The sequence below is a fragment of the Streptomyces mauvecolor genome (assembly GCF_039532965.1).
Taxonomy (GTDB): Bacteria; Actinomycetota; Actinomycetes; order Streptomycetales; family Streptomycetaceae; genus Streptomyces; species Streptomyces violascens.
This window is the reverse complement of sequence record NZ_BAAASQ010000014.1, coordinates 179,009-194,002: the sequence shown is the minus strand read 5'-3', so window position 1 is coordinate 194,002 and position 14,994 is coordinate 179,009. Positions and strand designations below refer to the sequence as shown.

The 14,994-nt window shown below is 69.2% G+C and carries 11 protein-coding genes; 6 read left to right on the top strand and 5 right to left on the bottom strand.

Going from position 1 to position 14,994, the window contains the following annotated elements; translation table 11 throughout:
• Positions 1 to 167: 167 nt before the first annotated feature.
• The 5 genes from ABD346_RS20485 (at position 168) to ABD346_RS20465 (ending at position 6,281) form a co-directional block, all read left to right on the top strand.
• On the top strand, positions 168 to 527 hold the full coding sequence (locus ABD346_RS20485; RefSeq protein WP_344376672.1) for a hypothetical protein: 360 nt from the start codon (positions 168 to 170) through the stop codon (positions 525 to 527).
• Complete coding sequence (locus ABD346_RS20480; protein ID WP_344376671.1) at positions 524 to 4,807, top strand: DUF6531 domain-containing protein; 4,284 nt, start codon at positions 524 to 526, stop codon at positions 4,805 to 4,807. The genes ABD346_RS20485 and ABD346_RS20480 overlap by 4 nt, the downstream gene beginning before the upstream one ends.
• On the top strand, positions 4,804 to 5,277 hold the full coding sequence (locus ABD346_RS20475; RefSeq protein ID WP_344376670.1) for a hypothetical protein: 474 nt from the start codon (positions 4,804 to 4,806) through the stop codon (positions 5,275 to 5,277). Before ABD346_RS20480 ends, ABD346_RS20475 begins: the two co-directional genes overlap by 4 nt.
• Complete coding sequence (locus ABD346_RS20470; protein WP_344376669.1) at positions 5,274 to 5,573, top strand: hypothetical protein; 300 nt, start codon at positions 5,274 to 5,276, stop codon at positions 5,571 to 5,573. Before ABD346_RS20475 ends, ABD346_RS20470 begins: the two co-directional genes overlap by 4 nt.
• Before the next feature lie 195 nt (positions 5,574 to 5,768).
• Positions 5,769 to 6,281, top strand: a complete 513-nt coding sequence (locus ABD346_RS20465; protein ID WP_344376668.1) for a hypothetical protein — start codon at positions 5,769 to 5,771, stop codon at positions 6,279 to 6,281.
• Positions 6,282 to 6,522: 241 nt separating this feature from the next.
• On the opposite strand, the gene ABD346_RS20460 is transcribed toward ABD346_RS20465, so the two are convergent.
• The 4 genes from ABD346_RS20460 to pta all read right to left on the bottom strand — a co-directional run bounded on the left by ABD346_RS20460 (position 6,523) and on the right by pta (position 12,842).
• A complete protein-coding gene (locus tag ABD346_RS20460; RefSeq protein WP_344376667.1) occupies positions 6,523 to 7,764 on the bottom strand; it encodes a D-alanyl-D-alanine carboxypeptidase family protein in 1,242 nt (413 codons plus the stop codon).
• Positions 7,765 to 7,937: 173 nt separating this feature from the next.
• Positions 7,938 to 9,368: a pyruvate kinase gene (pyk, locus tag ABD346_RS20455; protein WP_344376666.1), complete on the bottom strand. Its 1,431-nt coding sequence runs from the start codon at positions 9,366 to 9,368 to the stop codon at positions 7,938 to 7,940.
• Between the two features lie 106 nt (positions 9,369 to 9,474).
• Positions 9,475 to 10,704 (bottom strand): acetate kinase, encoded by a 1,230-nt coding sequence (locus ABD346_RS20450; RefSeq protein WP_344376665.1) that lies wholly within the window; start codon positions 10,702 to 10,704, stop codon positions 9,475 to 9,477.
• Complete coding sequence (gene pta, locus ABD346_RS20445; RefSeq protein ID WP_344376664.1) at positions 10,701 to 12,842, bottom strand: phosphate acetyltransferase; 2,142 nt, start codon at positions 12,840 to 12,842, stop codon at positions 10,701 to 10,703. Before pta ends, ABD346_RS20450 begins: the two co-directional genes overlap by 4 nt.
• 257 nt (positions 12,843 to 13,099) lie before the next feature.
• On the opposite strand from pta, the gene ABD346_RS20440 reads away from it, so the two are divergent.
• Positions 13,100 to 14,125 (top strand): ATP-dependent 6-phosphofructokinase, encoded by a 1,026-nt coding sequence (locus ABD346_RS20440; protein ID WP_344376662.1) that lies wholly within the window; start codon positions 13,100 to 13,102, stop codon positions 14,123 to 14,125.
• A 162-nt stretch (positions 14,126 to 14,287) separates the two neighbouring features.
• On the opposite strand, the gene ABD346_RS20435 is transcribed toward ABD346_RS20440, so the two are convergent.
• Entirely contained in the window at positions 14,288 to 14,956 is a 669-nt protein-coding gene (locus ABD346_RS20435; protein ID WP_381229109.1) for a helix-turn-helix domain-containing protein, read from the bottom strand.
• Positions 14,957 to 14,994 lie beyond the last annotated feature (38 nt).

Sequence of the window (14,994 nt, the reverse complement as noted above, 5' to 3'; positions counted from 1 at the left end):
GCAGTTGAGCCGTGGCCCGCACCCCTTGGGGGCGCGGGCCACGGCTGTGTCATCGTTCGCCCAGCCGGTCCATTGCCTCCACGTGGAGATTGATTGGGGTTCCCTTTACCTCTCGCTCCTAGGGTCGGGAAGGTTCGGGCGGGCAGCGGGGAAAGCGGGGAGTGCCGATGGGCGACGACGGCAAGGTTCTGGACATCAAGATCGCGGATGTGAAACTCACCGCGCCGGTCTTCCATGAGCAGGCCACGAACCTGAGCACGGCGCTGACCAACCTCGTTCACGCCCTGGACGGATTCGGCGCGCCGTGGGGCGACGACGACCAGGGCAAGGCGTTCCACGACGCGTACGCGCCCCAACAGAAGGTCATCGAGCGGGCGGCGGGCACCCTGGTGCTGGGCCTGGTCAGCATCCATGAGGCGATGGTCGACATGTCCGACGGACACGTGGACAACGACCAGTTGATCGCAGGGATCTTCACGAAGATCAAGAAGCCGGTCGACGCCACGGACGGCGATGATTCCGAGTGAGTGTCGAGGACGAGGCCAAGAAGATCCTGCTCAAGCTGGGGATGTGGTGGCCGGACGCCAATTCCGGCACCCTGCGGCACGCCGCCGACGCCTGGCGCACCTTCGCCGACGCGGTCGACGACGTACGGACGCCTGTGAACAACGCGGCGTCCGCTCTCATCCACAACAACAAGGGTGAGGCGATCGATGCGTTTGAGATCTTCTGGGGTCGGTACGCCAAGGACGGCAACGCGGGGTGGCTGAGCGACCTCGCCAAGTCGGCTCGCAAGATGGCGGAGGCGCTGGACGCGTTCGCCGACGCCGTCGATCACGCCATCCACAAGCTCTGGATTCAGATCGGGATCGATGCGGCCGTGATCGCGGGCGGCGTCGCCGTGGCCTTCCTCACTGCGGGCCTGGCCTCGGGGGCAGCGGCCGCTGCCGCCGATGCCATCATCGAACTCGGCAGCACTCTTGGTGTCGCGGTCTCCGCCACCGTCGCCGAAATCGCGGCAGGGACCCTGGTGGCCGCCGCCTTCGGTGGAATCGAATCGGTCACCGTCGACCTCGCGGTCGCCCAGCCCCTGAAGATCGCCACGGGCCAGCAGAAGGGACTGAGCCTGGACGAGATCAACCAGGCCGCCAAGGATGGCACGGTCTACGGCGGCGCGCTCGGCGCGGGCAGCGGCGTCCTGAAGGCCGGAGTCGAGGGAGCCTTCAGCAACCCCACCCCCTTCATGCTGCGCCCGCCTTCACTCCGTCCCGACCTGGTCGAACTGGGGCCCGCAGCCCGGCAGGCAGACCGCACCCCGTGCGTCGGCGAGCCCATCGACGTCGCCACCGGCGCGATGCTGATGACCCAGACCGACCTGAGCCTGCCCGGCGCGCTGCCCCTTGTCTTCACTCGCACCCACCTGTCCTCGTACCGAGCGGGTACGTGCTTCGGCCCGACGTGGATATCAAGCCTCGATGAGTGCCTTCAGATCGACGGCGAGGGAGTGGTGTTCGCCGCCGCCGACGGTATGCGCCTGGTGTACCCGGTGCCGAAGGCGGCCGAGCCCGTGCTGCCGGCCAAGGGCGCCCGCTGGCCGCTGGAATGGGACGGCAAGCCCGACGGTGTCATGACGGTGACCGACCCCGACACAGGGGTGGTCCGCAGCTTCGGCACACCGCTGCCCACCGACACCTTCGGAGTCTTCCGGCTGCCGGTGGACAGCTGGGAAGACCGTAACGGCGCGCGCATCGACATCGAACGCTCCGGGGAGGGCATACCCGTCGGCCTGCGCCACGGCGGAGGCTACTACCTCGCCGTGGACACGCGTGGTCGCCGCATCACGGCCCTGCGCCTCTTGGACGAAGCGCCGTCCGCCTACGAGGTACGGGACGTGCTGTCGGATGCCGGAACGGTGGTGATGACCTACGGCTACGACGAGGGGGGCAACCTCACCGAGGTAATCAACTCTTCGGGCGAGCCGCTGAAGTACGCGTACGACGACCAAGGCCGGATCACCAAATGGACGGATCGCAACGGGACTTGGTTCTCGTACGTCTACGACCAACGCGGCCGAGTCGTGCGCACCGAGGGTGTTGACGGCATTCTGTCGGGCTCGCTGACGTACGACGAGACTGCCCGTACCACGACCTACACGGACTCTTTGGGCCGCCGCTCGACCCACCGCTACAACGCGGAGGGCCTGGTCGTCGAGGAGACCAGCCCGCTCGGCCACACCACCCGCACCGACTGGGACGAGCGCGGCGACAAGCCGCTGACGATCACGGACGCGCTGGGACGGACCACGCGTTACGTCTACGACGAGTCCGGCGCCCTCATCGGACTCACCCTGCCCGACCGGTCTGTCGCGCAGGCCTCCTACAACGCCTACGGAAAGCCGGTCGAGGTCGTCGACCCAGGGGGCGCCACTTGGCGCCACACGTATGACACCGCCGGAAACCTGCTCACGACGACGGACCCGCTCGGCGCCGAAACCCGTTGCACCTACGACGAGTCCGGGCATCTGGTCGCCGTGACCGATGCCCTTGGCCACACCCGGACGGTCATACCGAACGCGGCCGGACTCCCGCTGTCGGTGACCGACGAGCTGGGCCACACTACAGCCGTGCGCCGTGACGCCTGGGGCCGGGTCGTGGAGGCTACCGACCCGATGGGCCACGTGGTCCGAATGGGCTGGACGGTCGAGGGCAAGCCGGAGTGGTACGAACACGCCGACGGCAGCCGGGAGTCGTGGACGTGGGACGGCGAAGGCAACCTCCTCACCCACACCGACGCAGTGGGTAACCTGACCAGCCACGAGGTGGGCCCCTTCGACGTACCGGCTACCCGCACCGACCCCGACGGCACGACCTACGCCTTCGCCTACGACACCGAGCTCCGCCTGACCGAAGTGACGAACCCGCAGGGCCTGACCTGGTCGTACACCTATGACGAGGCGGGTCGGCTGGTCGCCGAGAGGGATTTCAACGGCCGCAGCTTGTCCTACGCGCACGATGCGGCGGGAGCCCTGGTGTCCCGCACGAACGGGGCGGGGGAGGCGCTGCGGTTCAGCCGGGACGCGATGGGACGCGTCACGGAGCAGCGGTCGGACGCGGGCGAGGTGACCTCGTACGAGTACGACGCGACGGGTGAGCTCGTCCGCGCGGTCAACGCGGACGCCGATGTAGTCACCCGGCGCGATGCGCTCGGCCGTGAACTCACCGAGACCGTCAACGGCCGAACGACGGCTTTCGCATATGACCCGCTGGGGCGGCGGGTCCGCCGAGTCACCCCCTCGGGCTTGGTGTCCGAGTGGACCTACGATGCCGCTGGACGCCCCGCGCAACTGCACTCGAAGCACGGCGAGTTGTCTTTTGCTTACGACCCCTCGGGACGCGAGAACGAACGCCGCATAGGCGGCGATGTGGTCCTCCACCAGACCTGGGATGCGACCGACCGGCTCACAGTCCAGTCGCTGCAGACGGGAGGCGTCGAGGCCGACCGTCTCCTCCAACACCGTGCGTACACCTACCGTGCGGACGGCTACCTGACCGAGATCCGCGAACTCACCGCGGGAACCCGGAAGCTCGACGTGGACGCCATGGGGCGAGTCACAGGCGTCCGGGCCCATGGATGGGCCGAGACGTACGCGTACGACACGATGGGCAACCTGTCGCACGCAACAGCTCCCGCCCACGAGTCCGCCGGCGGCCGTGAGTTCGACGGCACCCTCATACGCCGGGCCGGCCGCACGACGTACGAGCATGACGCACAGGGCCGCCTGATCCGCAGGACCCGCAAGCTCCTCAACGGACAGCAGCGGACCTGGACGTACGCCTGGAACGCCGAGGACCGCATGACGGAGGCCTTCACGCCCGGCGGCGCACGTTGGCGGTACATGTACGACCCTCTCGGACGCCGCATCTCGAAGCACCGGGTGGCAGAGGACGGCTCGACCGTCGAGCGCACGCAGTTCGCCTGGGACGACACTCGGCTCGCCGAACAGAGCACGCCCGACGGCAGGTTCACCACCTGGGACTATGAGCCGGGCACTCACCGCCCTCTCACCCAGACCGACCACAAGCCGACAGTCCGAGAGGCAGGAGTGTCCTTTCTCTCGACGCTGGCCGATGACTCGTCGGTGGGCTGTGCGACCCGATTCCACGCGATCATTACCGACGCTGTCGGCACTCCGGCTGAATTGGTGTCGCCTGAGGGTGGGCTGTCCTGGCAGCGCCGCACGAGTGTGTGGGGAACGCATATTCCGTCTCCTGCGGATGCGGCTGAGATCGACTGCCCCCTGCGCTTTCCCGGGCAGTTCGACGACCCTGAAACGGGCCTGAGCTACAACTATTTCAGGTATTACGACCCCGAAACCGCTCGGTACGCCAGCCCGGATCCGCTCGGTTTGGAGCCGGCCCCCAATCACCATGCCTATGTGGCGGACCCGCTCGGTTGGAGCGACCCGCTCGGACTTGCTGCACGGGGTCCGAAGGATCCTCTGGACCTCGGGGCGGGATACCGCGGCCGGTTGGACATGTGGCAGGAGGGCACGAAGGGAACTGATTTCGAAGTCCACGTATACGATAAATCGGGTCGCGAGGTCGGTATTTTCGGCAGCGACGGATGGTTCAACAAGCACGGTACGACGGCGGCAGATGTCCAGGTGCCGGCCAGTGTGGAGAATGCGCTCAAGGGGCGAGCCATCGACACTCTGAGAAAGACCGGTCGAATCGGGCCGAAGGGCACCGAGGACATCAGTGGAGATAAATGGCAGAGGCCTCGCCTCGCAGCAGAAGGATGCAAATGAAATTCGTGAAGGCTGATTGGGATCCCGAACTGAATGGTTTCTTTCTGGATTCGACTGCCTACTTGGCCGAGTTGCCCCGGATCCAGGAGGAGTTGCCTCCAGGTGCCAGGGCGTTCGCGTCCGACGCCGGGCACTACAGCATGGGGAGCAGCCGTTGTGTGAAGGATCTGGAACTGGCTGGCATCCATGTGGCGACGGACAAGAGCGGCACGCTCACCCTCGAATTCACCGGCAATCAGTGGAAGCATGAAGCGGGTCTTAGTATTCGGTACGCGAAGGTTTCTCACTTCTCGATCGACTACGAGCATTCGGTCGACTGGATGCAGGCGGATACTGTCCTGCTCGATGAAATCCTCCCGGACAATGGCGGATGTATCCATGAAATCGCATTGACCGATGCGGCGATCACTGTCCGATGTGAGGATTTGGACGCTGTTTGGGGTGCCGACGGCGACAGGGGGGCGTCGTGATCCAGGGAGCCACCCTTTCCCTGGGGGGAAACGGGTCGTCGTCCGTGGGCATCGGGATTCTTGTGGTCGGCGGGATCGCCGCGCTGTGGTGTGGGGTGAGTTGGGCGTTCAATGTACGAGGGATTACGGTGCGGCGGGCCGAGGAAATTCGGCAGCGGCATGCCGTGCAGCTTGGCGGGGTGTCCTCGGGGACGATGTGGGCCCGGCCTTGGTATCACCGCCTCCTCGGTGCTGTCCTCGCCGTTGCCGGGTTGGTCCTCGTGATTGCCGGTTATGCGCTGTGGCACCTCGGTTGAGGATGCGTGCCCATAGAAGGCCGTGACGGCGGCAGTTTGTTCCTGACCCCATCCGGGGACGGCAAGCGGCCACCCGACCCTCGGCCGGGCCCAATTCCTCGCGGGAGCCGAAGCCTCCCGGCACTCCAAGTTGGGAACCTTCGGCGGGGTGGCCGGGGATCCGGAGGGGGAGACACGCGGGAGCAGGAACGGGTGGTGTCCGGGACCGCGCTCGATGCCGTGCTCGCGCGCAGGCTCCAGCTCGGCGACCCCGGCGGGCACATGCGGCGGGCGCTCGCTCCCTTCCCCGTGCCCGAGGCGGTCGCGTACGTGCTCGACCGGTACTTCGTCGAGGGCGGGATCGCCTCCGGCGAGCGGATGCGGGCCACGGCCCGGCTGCGGGCCGACCGGGACGAGATCGCCGAACTCCTCGCTGTGCTCGGCAAGTTCGTCGAGGCCTGGCTCGCCAAGGAGCGGCACGACGGGCCCGTCGGGGTCAACTGCCTCGCGAAGATCCCGCTCGCCACCTCGCCCGCCCTGTTCGGCGCGATCCTCGACGGGGTCGACCACGTCCTGGTCGGCGCCGGGATCCCCGGGCAGATCCCCGCCCTCGCCTCGCGACTCGCCCGCGCGGAGCCCGTCACCACCCTGGTCGGTGTGGGGAGGGGGACGAGGAAGCGCTTCCGTATACCTGCGATCCGCGGAGTGGGCTCTGGCCCAACTGCCTGATCAGGCGAGCCAGTTGAGGCGACCTGATGTGCTTGCCATCGTCTCGCTGCCCGTCCCCACGTCCTACCTCGTACGGGATCCGGTGACCCGGCCCGACGGGTTCGTCATCGAGACGCACCGGGCCGGCGGGCACAGTGCCCCGCCGCGCGGGAAGCTCTCGCCGGATGCGGGGGGCGAGCCCGTGTACGGGCAGCCCAGGTCGCGGTCCTCGGCATTCCGTTCTGGGTGCCGGTACCCCGGCTCAGATCACCGCGCCGGTCTGGGACTTCGCCTTCTTGCGGCGGGTCAGTACGAGGACGCCCGCGCCGCCCGCCACGACCACCGCCGCGCCGATGCCGGTCCAGCCGAGCGTGCCCAGGCCCGAGTCGGACGAGCCGGCCGCGGCGCCCGTCGCGGCGCCTGCCTTGCCGTCGCCTGAGGCGGGCGGCGCGGCCGGGTCGAGGGTGCCGACCGGGGTGGCCCTGCCGACCGCGGTGAAGCCCCAGTCCAGCAGCTGGCGCATCTCGGTGTAGACCTTGTCGCGCTTGTTCTCCTGGGGGTTCATCACCGTCACCACCAGCGTGTGGCCGTCCCGCTGGGCCGCCTCGGCCAGGGTGTTGCCCGCGTTCGTGGTGTAGCCGTTCTTGCCGCCGATCAGACCGGGGTACTTGGAGACGCCCTCGATGCCGGACAGCAGGCGGTTGGTGTTGGAGATCCCGAACGGCTTGCCCTTGGTGTTGGGGCCGCCGGGGAACTCGGCCGAGGCCGTGCCGCAGTACTCCTTGAAGTCCTTGTTCTTCAGGCCCGAGCGCAGGAACAGGGCCAGGTCGTACGCCGAGGACACCTGGCCGGGCGCGTCGTAGCCGTCCGGGCTCAGTACGTGGGTGTCCTTGGCGCCGAGGCTCTCGGCCTTCTTCTGCATGTCGGCGACGGTCTTGTCGACGCCGCCGTTCATCGCCGCGAGCACGTGCACCGCGTCGTTGCCCGAGCGCAGGAACACCCCGCGCCACAGATCGGGCGCCTTGTACGTCTGGCCGGGCACGATGCCGACCGCGCTGCTGCCGTCGCCCATGCCCTTGAGGTCCTCGTCGCCGACCTTGCGGCTCGCGTCGTGCGGAACGCCGGGCAGCACGGTGTCCGCGAAGAGCATCTTCAGGGTGCTGGCCGGGGGGAGCGGCCAGTGCGCGTTCCGCGCCGCGAGCACCTGGCCGGTGTCGGCGTCCGCCACGACCCAGGAGAGCGCGGAGAGTCCCGGGGGCAAGGCCGGTGCGCCCGCGCCCACTTGATCGCCGGGCTTGCCCAACTGCGCGCCGCCCGCCTGCGACATGCCCGCAGGCGGCTCCTTCTTCGCCTCGCCGCCGGGTGCCCCCGGCGTCGCCGACTTGGGCGGCTTCGCGGGGTGACCGCTCGCCACGGCCGGGCCGACGGCGGTGCCCGCGGTGACCGCGGTGGCGGTGAGCGCCACGAGTGCGCGTCGGACCTGCGGCGATATGGGAAGACGCATGAATGTGAACGTACCCCAGGAGGTGTCACGGAATTGACTCGTCCGCCCGTGGAATTTGCCACGCCTTGTTCATGGAACGGACAAGCGTGCCATCCCGTCCGGTCCCCGGATGCGCCGGAGGGCGGCACCCGTACGCAACGGGATGCCGCCCTCCGAGGACGTACGGCCGACGGCTATTCCTTCTCGCCGCCGCCCAGGTGGTGCACCCGGACCATGTTGGTGGTGCCGGGGATGCCGGGGGGCGAACCGGCCGTGATGACCATGGTGTCGCCCTCGTTGTAGCGGTTGAGCTTGAGCAGCTCGGCGTCGACCAGGTCGACCATCGCGTCGGTGTTGTCCACGTGCGGGACGACGAAGGACTCGACGCCCCAGCTCAGCGCCAGCTGGTTGCGGGTGCTGGCGTCCGTGGTGAAGGCCAGGATCGGCTGGGCCGCGCGGTAGCGGGACAGACGGCGGGCCGTGTCGCCGGACTTGGTGAACGCGACCAGCGCCTTGCCGTTGAGGAAGTCCGCGATCTCGCAGGCGGCTCGGGCCACCGAACCGCCCTGCGTGCGCGGCTTCTTGCCCGGCACCAGCGGCTGGAGGCCCTTGGACAGGAGCTCCTCCTCGGCCGCCTCGACGATCTTCGACATCGTCTTGACCGTCTCGATCGGGTACGCGCCGACCGAGGACTCGGCGGACAGCATGACCGCGTCCGCGCCGTCCAGGATCGCGTTGGCGACGTCGGACGCCTCGGCGCGGGTCGGCCGCGAGTTGGTGATCATCGACTCCATCATCTGGGTCGCGACGATCACCGGCTTGGCGTTGCGGCGGCACAGCTCCACGAGGCGCTTCTGCACCATCGGGACCTTCTCCAGGGGGTACTCGACCGCGAGGTCGCCACGGGCCACCATCACACCGTCGAAGGCGGCGACGACGCCTTCCATGTTGGCGACCGCCTGCGGCTTCTCGACCTTGGCGATGACCGGCACGCGGCGGCCGACCTCGTCCATGACCTTGTGGACGTCCTTGACGTCGTCGGCGTCGCGCACGAAGGAGAGCGCGACCAGGTCGCAGCCCATCCGCAGGGCGAACCGCAGGTCCTCGATGTCCTTCTCGGACAGCGCCGGGACGTTGACCGCCGCACCGGGCAGGTTGATGCCCTTGTGGTCGGAGATGACACCGCCCTCGATGACGATGGTCTTCACCCGGGGGCCGTCGACCGCGACGACCTTGAGCTCGACGTTGCCGTCGTTGATCAGGATCGGGTCGCCCTTGGCGACGTCGCCCGGCAGGCCCTTGTAGGTGGTGCCGCAGATCGACTTGTCGCCCGGGACGTCCTCGGCGGTGATGGTGAACTCGTCACCCCGGACCAATTCGACCGGACCCTCGGCGAACTTCGCGAGGCGGATCTTGGGGCCCTGGAGGTCGGCGAGCACGCCCACCGCGCGGCCCGTCTCCTCGGCGGCCTTGCGGACCCGGTCGTAACGGGCCTGGTGCTCGGCCTGGGAGCCGTGGCTGAAGTTGAAGCGGGCCACGCTCATGCCGGCCTCGATCAGAGCGACGAGCTGCTCGTGAGAGTCGACGGCGGGGCCCAGTGTGCAGACGATTTTGGAACGGCGCATAAGGCGGATCCTATCGGTTTGTTTCGCTAGGGAATATTCCGTCTGGTGGAATGTACAAATGGGCGGGATGACGCTCAGGTGTCGTCCAGGCAAACCGGAAATCCGCTCAGGAATTCAGCGCCGGCGTCACCAGGTCATACGTCTGCCGGGCGATTTCCAGCTCCTCGTCCGTCGGCACCACGGCCACCGCGACCCGGGCGTACTCGGGTGAGATCAGCCGCGGGCTTTCGGAGCGTACGGCGTTGAGCTCGCCGTCCACCGCCAGGCCCAGCTCCTCCAGACCGGTGACCGCGGCCTCGCGGACCGGGGCGGCGTTCTCGCCGACACCCGCCGTGAACGCGATCGCGTCGACCTTGCCGAGCACGGCGTAATAGGCGCCTATGTACTTCTTCAGCCGGTGAATGTAGATGTCGAAGGCGAGTTGTGCCTTCTCGTCGCCCTCGTCGCAGCGGCGGCGGATCTCCCGCATGTCATTGTCGCCGCACAGGCCCACCAGGCCGCTCTTCTTGTTGAGCAGCGCATCGACGTCGTCCACCGACATTCCGGCATTGCGCACGAGATGGAAGGTGACCGCCGGGTCGATGTCACCGGACCGGGTGCCCATGACCAGGCCTTCGAGGGGGGTGAGCCCCATCGAGGTGTCGACGCACCGGCCGCCGCGGACCGCGGACGCGGAGGCGCCGTTGCCCAGGTGCAGCACGATCACGTTCACGTCCTCGGGCGCCTTGCCGAGCAACTTCGCCGTCTCGCGCGACACATACGCGTGCGAGGTGCCGTGGAAGCCGTAGCGGCGGATGCGGTGTTCGTCCGCCGTCGCCACGTCGATCGCGTACCGGGCCGCGGACTCCGGCATCGTCGTGTGGAAGGCGGTGTCGAAGACGGCGACCTGCGGCAGGTCCGGGCGAAGCGCCTGCGCGGTACGGATGCCGGTGATGTTCGCCGGGTTGTGCAGCGGGGCCACCGGCACCAGGCGCTCGATCTCCGCGAGCACCTCGTCCGTGATCACGGTCGGCGCGCTGAACTTCAGCCCGCCGTGCACCACGCGGTGGCCGATGGCCGCCAACTCCGGGGAATCCAGGCCAAGGCCGTCCGCCGCCAGCTCCGCGGCGACCGCCTTGAGCGCGGCCGCGTGATCGGCGATCGGGCCGTTCTGCTCACGTGAGGCCCCGCCCGTGGCCAGCGGGGTGTGCTTCAGCCGCGAGGTCTGCTCGCCGATCCGCTCGACCAGGCCGACGGCCAGGCGCGAGGAGTCGGCCATGTCGAGGAGCTGGTACTTCACCGACGAGGACCCGGAGTTGAGCACGAGGACGCGGGTGCCCTGGTTGGCGGTGGTCATGCGGAGGCCTCCTGCCCCTGCGCCTGGGCCTGGATGGCCGTGATGGCGACGGTGTTGACGATGTCCTGGACGAGGGCGCCGCGCGACAGGTCGTTGACCGGCTTGCGCAGACCCTGGAGCACCGGGCCCACGGCCACGGCGCCGGCCGAGCGCTGCACGGCCTTGTAGGTGTTGTTGCCGGTGTTGAGGTCCGGGAAGATCAGCACGGTGGCCTGCCCGGCCACCTCCGACTCCGGCAGCTTGGTCGCGGCGACCGACGGCTCCACGGCCGCGTCGTACTGGATCGGGCCCTCGATCTTCAGCTCGGGCTGCGCCTCGCGCACCAGCTTGGTCGCCTCGCGCACCTTGTCCACGTCGGCGCCCGAGCCCGAGGTGCCCGTCGAGTACGACAGCATCGCGATCCGCGGGTCCACCCCGAACTGCTCGGCGGTGGCGGCCGCCTGCACCGCGATGTCCGCGAGCTGCTCGGCGTTCGGGTCCGGGTTGACCGCGCAGTCGCCGTACACGAGCACCTTGTCGGCGAGGCACATGAAGAAGACGGACGAGACGATCGAGGCGTCCGGCTTCGCCCTCCCGTCTCCCGCCACCGCCCTGCCTGACGCGCTACGCGCGGCTGTTCTTGTCTTGATGATCTCGAAGGCGGGGCGGATGGTCGCGGCGGTGGAGTGCACCGAGCCCGACACCATGCCGTCGGCCAGGCCCTCCTGGACCATCAGCGTGCCGAAGTAGTTCACGTCCGCGACCACGTCGTACGCCAGCTCCACGGTGACGCCCTTGTGGGCGCGCAGCTGGGCGTAGCGCTCGGCGAAGCCCTGGCGCAGCTCGGAGGTCGCCGGGTCGATGATCTGGCACTTGCCGATGTCGATGCCGAGGTCGGCGGCCTTCTTGCGGATCGCCTCGATGTCGCCGAGCAGGGTCAGCTCGCACACGTCCCGGCGAAGGAGTACGTCGGCCGCGCGCAGCACCCGGTCCTCGCTGCCCTCGGGCAGCACGACCCGGCGGCGGTTCGAGCGGGCCTGCTCCAGGAGCTCGTGCTCGAACATCATCGGGGTGACCCGGCCGCTGCGGGCCACCGAGACCCGGCGCAGCAGATCGGCGGTGTCCACGTGCCGCTCGAAGAGGCCGAGCGCGGTCTCCGCCTTGCGGGGGGTCGCCGCGTTCAACTTCCCTTCCAGGGCGAAGAGTTCCTGCGCGGTGGGGAAGGATCCGTGGCTGACCGCGACCACCGGGGTGCCCGGCGCGAGCCGGTCGGCGAGCGTCAGGATCGCCTCGCCGGGCCGCTCGTCGAGGGTGAGGAGCACGCCCGCGATGGGCGGCGTACCGGCGCTGTGCGCGGCCAGCGAGCCGACGACCAGGTCCGCGCGGTCGCCCGGGGTCACGACCAGGCAGCCCGGGGTCAGCGCGTTGAGGAAGTTCGGCAGCATGGCGCCGCCGAAGACGAAGTCGAGGGCGTCGCGCGCGAGCCCGGAGTCGTCGCCGAGCAGCACCGTGCCGTCCAGGGCCGCGGCGATCTGGGCGACGGTCGGCGCCGAGAGCGCGGGCTCGTCCGGCAGCACGTAGCAGGGCACGGGAAGGCGGGCCTTCAGGCGCTCCTCGATCTCGTGGCGGTCGGCCGGGGCGACCCGGTTCACCACCATCGCGAGCACGTCGCAGCCGAGCCCGTCGTAGGCCCGGTGGGCGTTGCGGGCCTCGGCCCGTACGGACTCGGCGGTCTGGCCCTTGCCGCCGACCACCGGTATCACGGAGGCGCCGAACTCGTTGGCGAGCCGGGCGTTGAGCGCCAGCTCGTCGGGGAGCTGGGTGTCCGCGAAGTCGGTGCCGAGGACCAGGACGACCTCGTAGTCGCGGGCCACCTTGTGGAAGCGGTCGACGAGCCGCGAGACGAGTTCGTCGGTACCCTGCTCCGCCTGGAGCGCGGACGCCTCGTGGTAGTCCATGCCGTACACCGTGGCCGCGTCCTGCGCCAGCCGGTAGCGGGCGCGGAGCAGGTCGAACAGGCGGTCCGGTCCGTCGTGGACGAGGGGGCGGAAGACGCCCACCCGGTCCACCTGACGGGTCAGGAGCTCCATGACTCCCAGCTCGATGACCTGGCGGCCGTCACCCCGGTCGATCCCGGTCACGTACACGCTGCGCGTCACGCGTGCTCTCCTGTTCTGCGTTGCAGGAAATTGTCCATATAGGGCGGTCTTGCCCCCTTGACAATACCTCTGCGGATGGATAGGGCGCCCGCCGGACGAAAGGCCTGGCGGGAGGGTCGGAAGACCCTCCGGTCCATCATGGTCGGAGTAGCTGGATGGGCGGGTGGCCCATGGTGCGTGGGACAATCTGAATTGCTCACGTTACGGGGGATTCGGGCGTGACATCCCTGAACCAGCGAAGCAGGAGATTCACCACGATGCGCATCGGAGTTCTCACCGCAGGCGGCGACTGCCCCGGCCTGAACGCAGTGATCCGGTCGGTCGTGCACCGAGCCGTGGTCGGCCACGGCGACGAAGTCATCGGTTTCGAGGACGGGTTCAAGGGTCTGCTCGACGGTCACTTCCGCCCGCTCGACCTCAACGCGGTGAGCGGCATCCTGGCCCGCGGTGGCACCATTCTCGGCTCGGCCCGCCTGGAGCGGGACCGGCTGCGCGAAGCGTCCGAGAACTGCGCCGAGTTGGCGAAGCGTTACGGCATCGACGCGCTCATCCCGATCGGCGGCGAGGGCACGCTGACCGCGGCCCGCCTGCTGTCCGACGCGGGGATGCCCGTCGTCGGCGTGCCCAAGACCATCGACAACGACATCTCCGCCACCGACCGCACCTTCGGCTTCGACACCGCCGTGGGTGTGGCGACCGAGGCCATCGACCGCCTCAAGACCACCGCCGAATCCCACCAGCGCGTCATGGTGGTCGAGGTCATGGGCCGGCACGCGGGCTGGATCGCCCTGGAGTCCGGCATGGCCGGCGGCGCCCACGGCATCTGCCTGCCCGAGCGGCTCTTCGAGGTCGACGACCTGGTCAAGATGGTCGAGGAGCGCTTCGCGCGGGGCAAGAAGTTCGCCGTCATCTGCGTCGCCGAGGGCGCGCACCCCGCCGAGGGCTCGATGCCGTACGAGAAGGGCGAGATCGACCAGTACGGCCACGAGCGCTTCGCCGGCATCGGCAACCGGCTCGCCGTCGAGCTGGAGCGACGCCTGGGCAAGGAGGCCCGCCCGGTCATCCTCGGCCACGTCCAGCGCGGTGGTGTGCCGACCGCGTACGACCGCGTGCTCGCTACGCGGTTCGGCTGGCATGCGGTGGAGGCGGTGCACCGCGGTGACTTCGGCAACATGACGGCTCTGCGGGGTACGGACATCGTCATGGCCCCGCTGGCCCATGCCGTGACCACGCTCAAGACGGTCCCGGACAACCGGATGTACGAGGCCGAGTCGGTCTTCTGACCCCGCTCGGGCCGGGGGACCTAAGCCCTTGATTGCCGGGGCCGAAGGCCCCCGGGCCCCCTTGGTGCGAGACCCTCGCTGTCCTTTCGAGTGCGGTCCGGTGGGGCTGTTTGCGCAGTTCCCCGCGCCCCCACCGGACCCGCAGCCGGAGGCGAGGGGCTCTCAGCTGTGGGCGAGTTCCCAGAAGCGGTCCACGATGCGGTCGAGGAAGGCTCGGCCCGCGTCGCCCGTGTCACTGTCCGAGCCCCAGTTCAGCGTGCTCACCATCTTTTCCTGGTACTCCGCGTGCAACGCGCCCAGCACCTGCTCAAGATGCTGCTTGGAGAGCGGCAGCAGCTTCGCCGTCGGCTTGACGTACGCCTGCCAGCGCGTGGTGACCGCGCTGCGCAGGAGCTCCGAGAGGTCCGCGTTCTGGCCGGTGGCCGTCACGTAGTCGCGCAGGGGCAGCTGGAGCAGATCGGCAAGCGCCGCGGACTGGCGCTCGTTGCCGCGCCAGCGCCCCGCGTCCTCCATGCGCCGGTACGCCGCGGCGTCGAGCCCGACGCGGCGGGCCATGTCGTCGATGGACAGCCCGCGCGCGAGGCGGTGCTCGCGCAGGGTCGAGGCGGCCGACATGAGGTCGCCGGGGGAGCACCACAGGACGCCGGCGAGCGCGGTCAGCTCCCGCGCCTCGGGCGCCGCGAGCCCCCGTTCCCACGCCATCACGGTGTCCGGGGAGATCACGAGGCCGTACTGGGCGCGCATGCCGTAGGCGACGTGGCCGGGGGCCATGCCCAGGGCTTCCCGCAGTCGGCGGGCCGCGAGGGCATTGAAGGGTGGGGTGGGGTGCACGCGCACACCGTAGGACGGTAAGTGACATCTGCCTACGG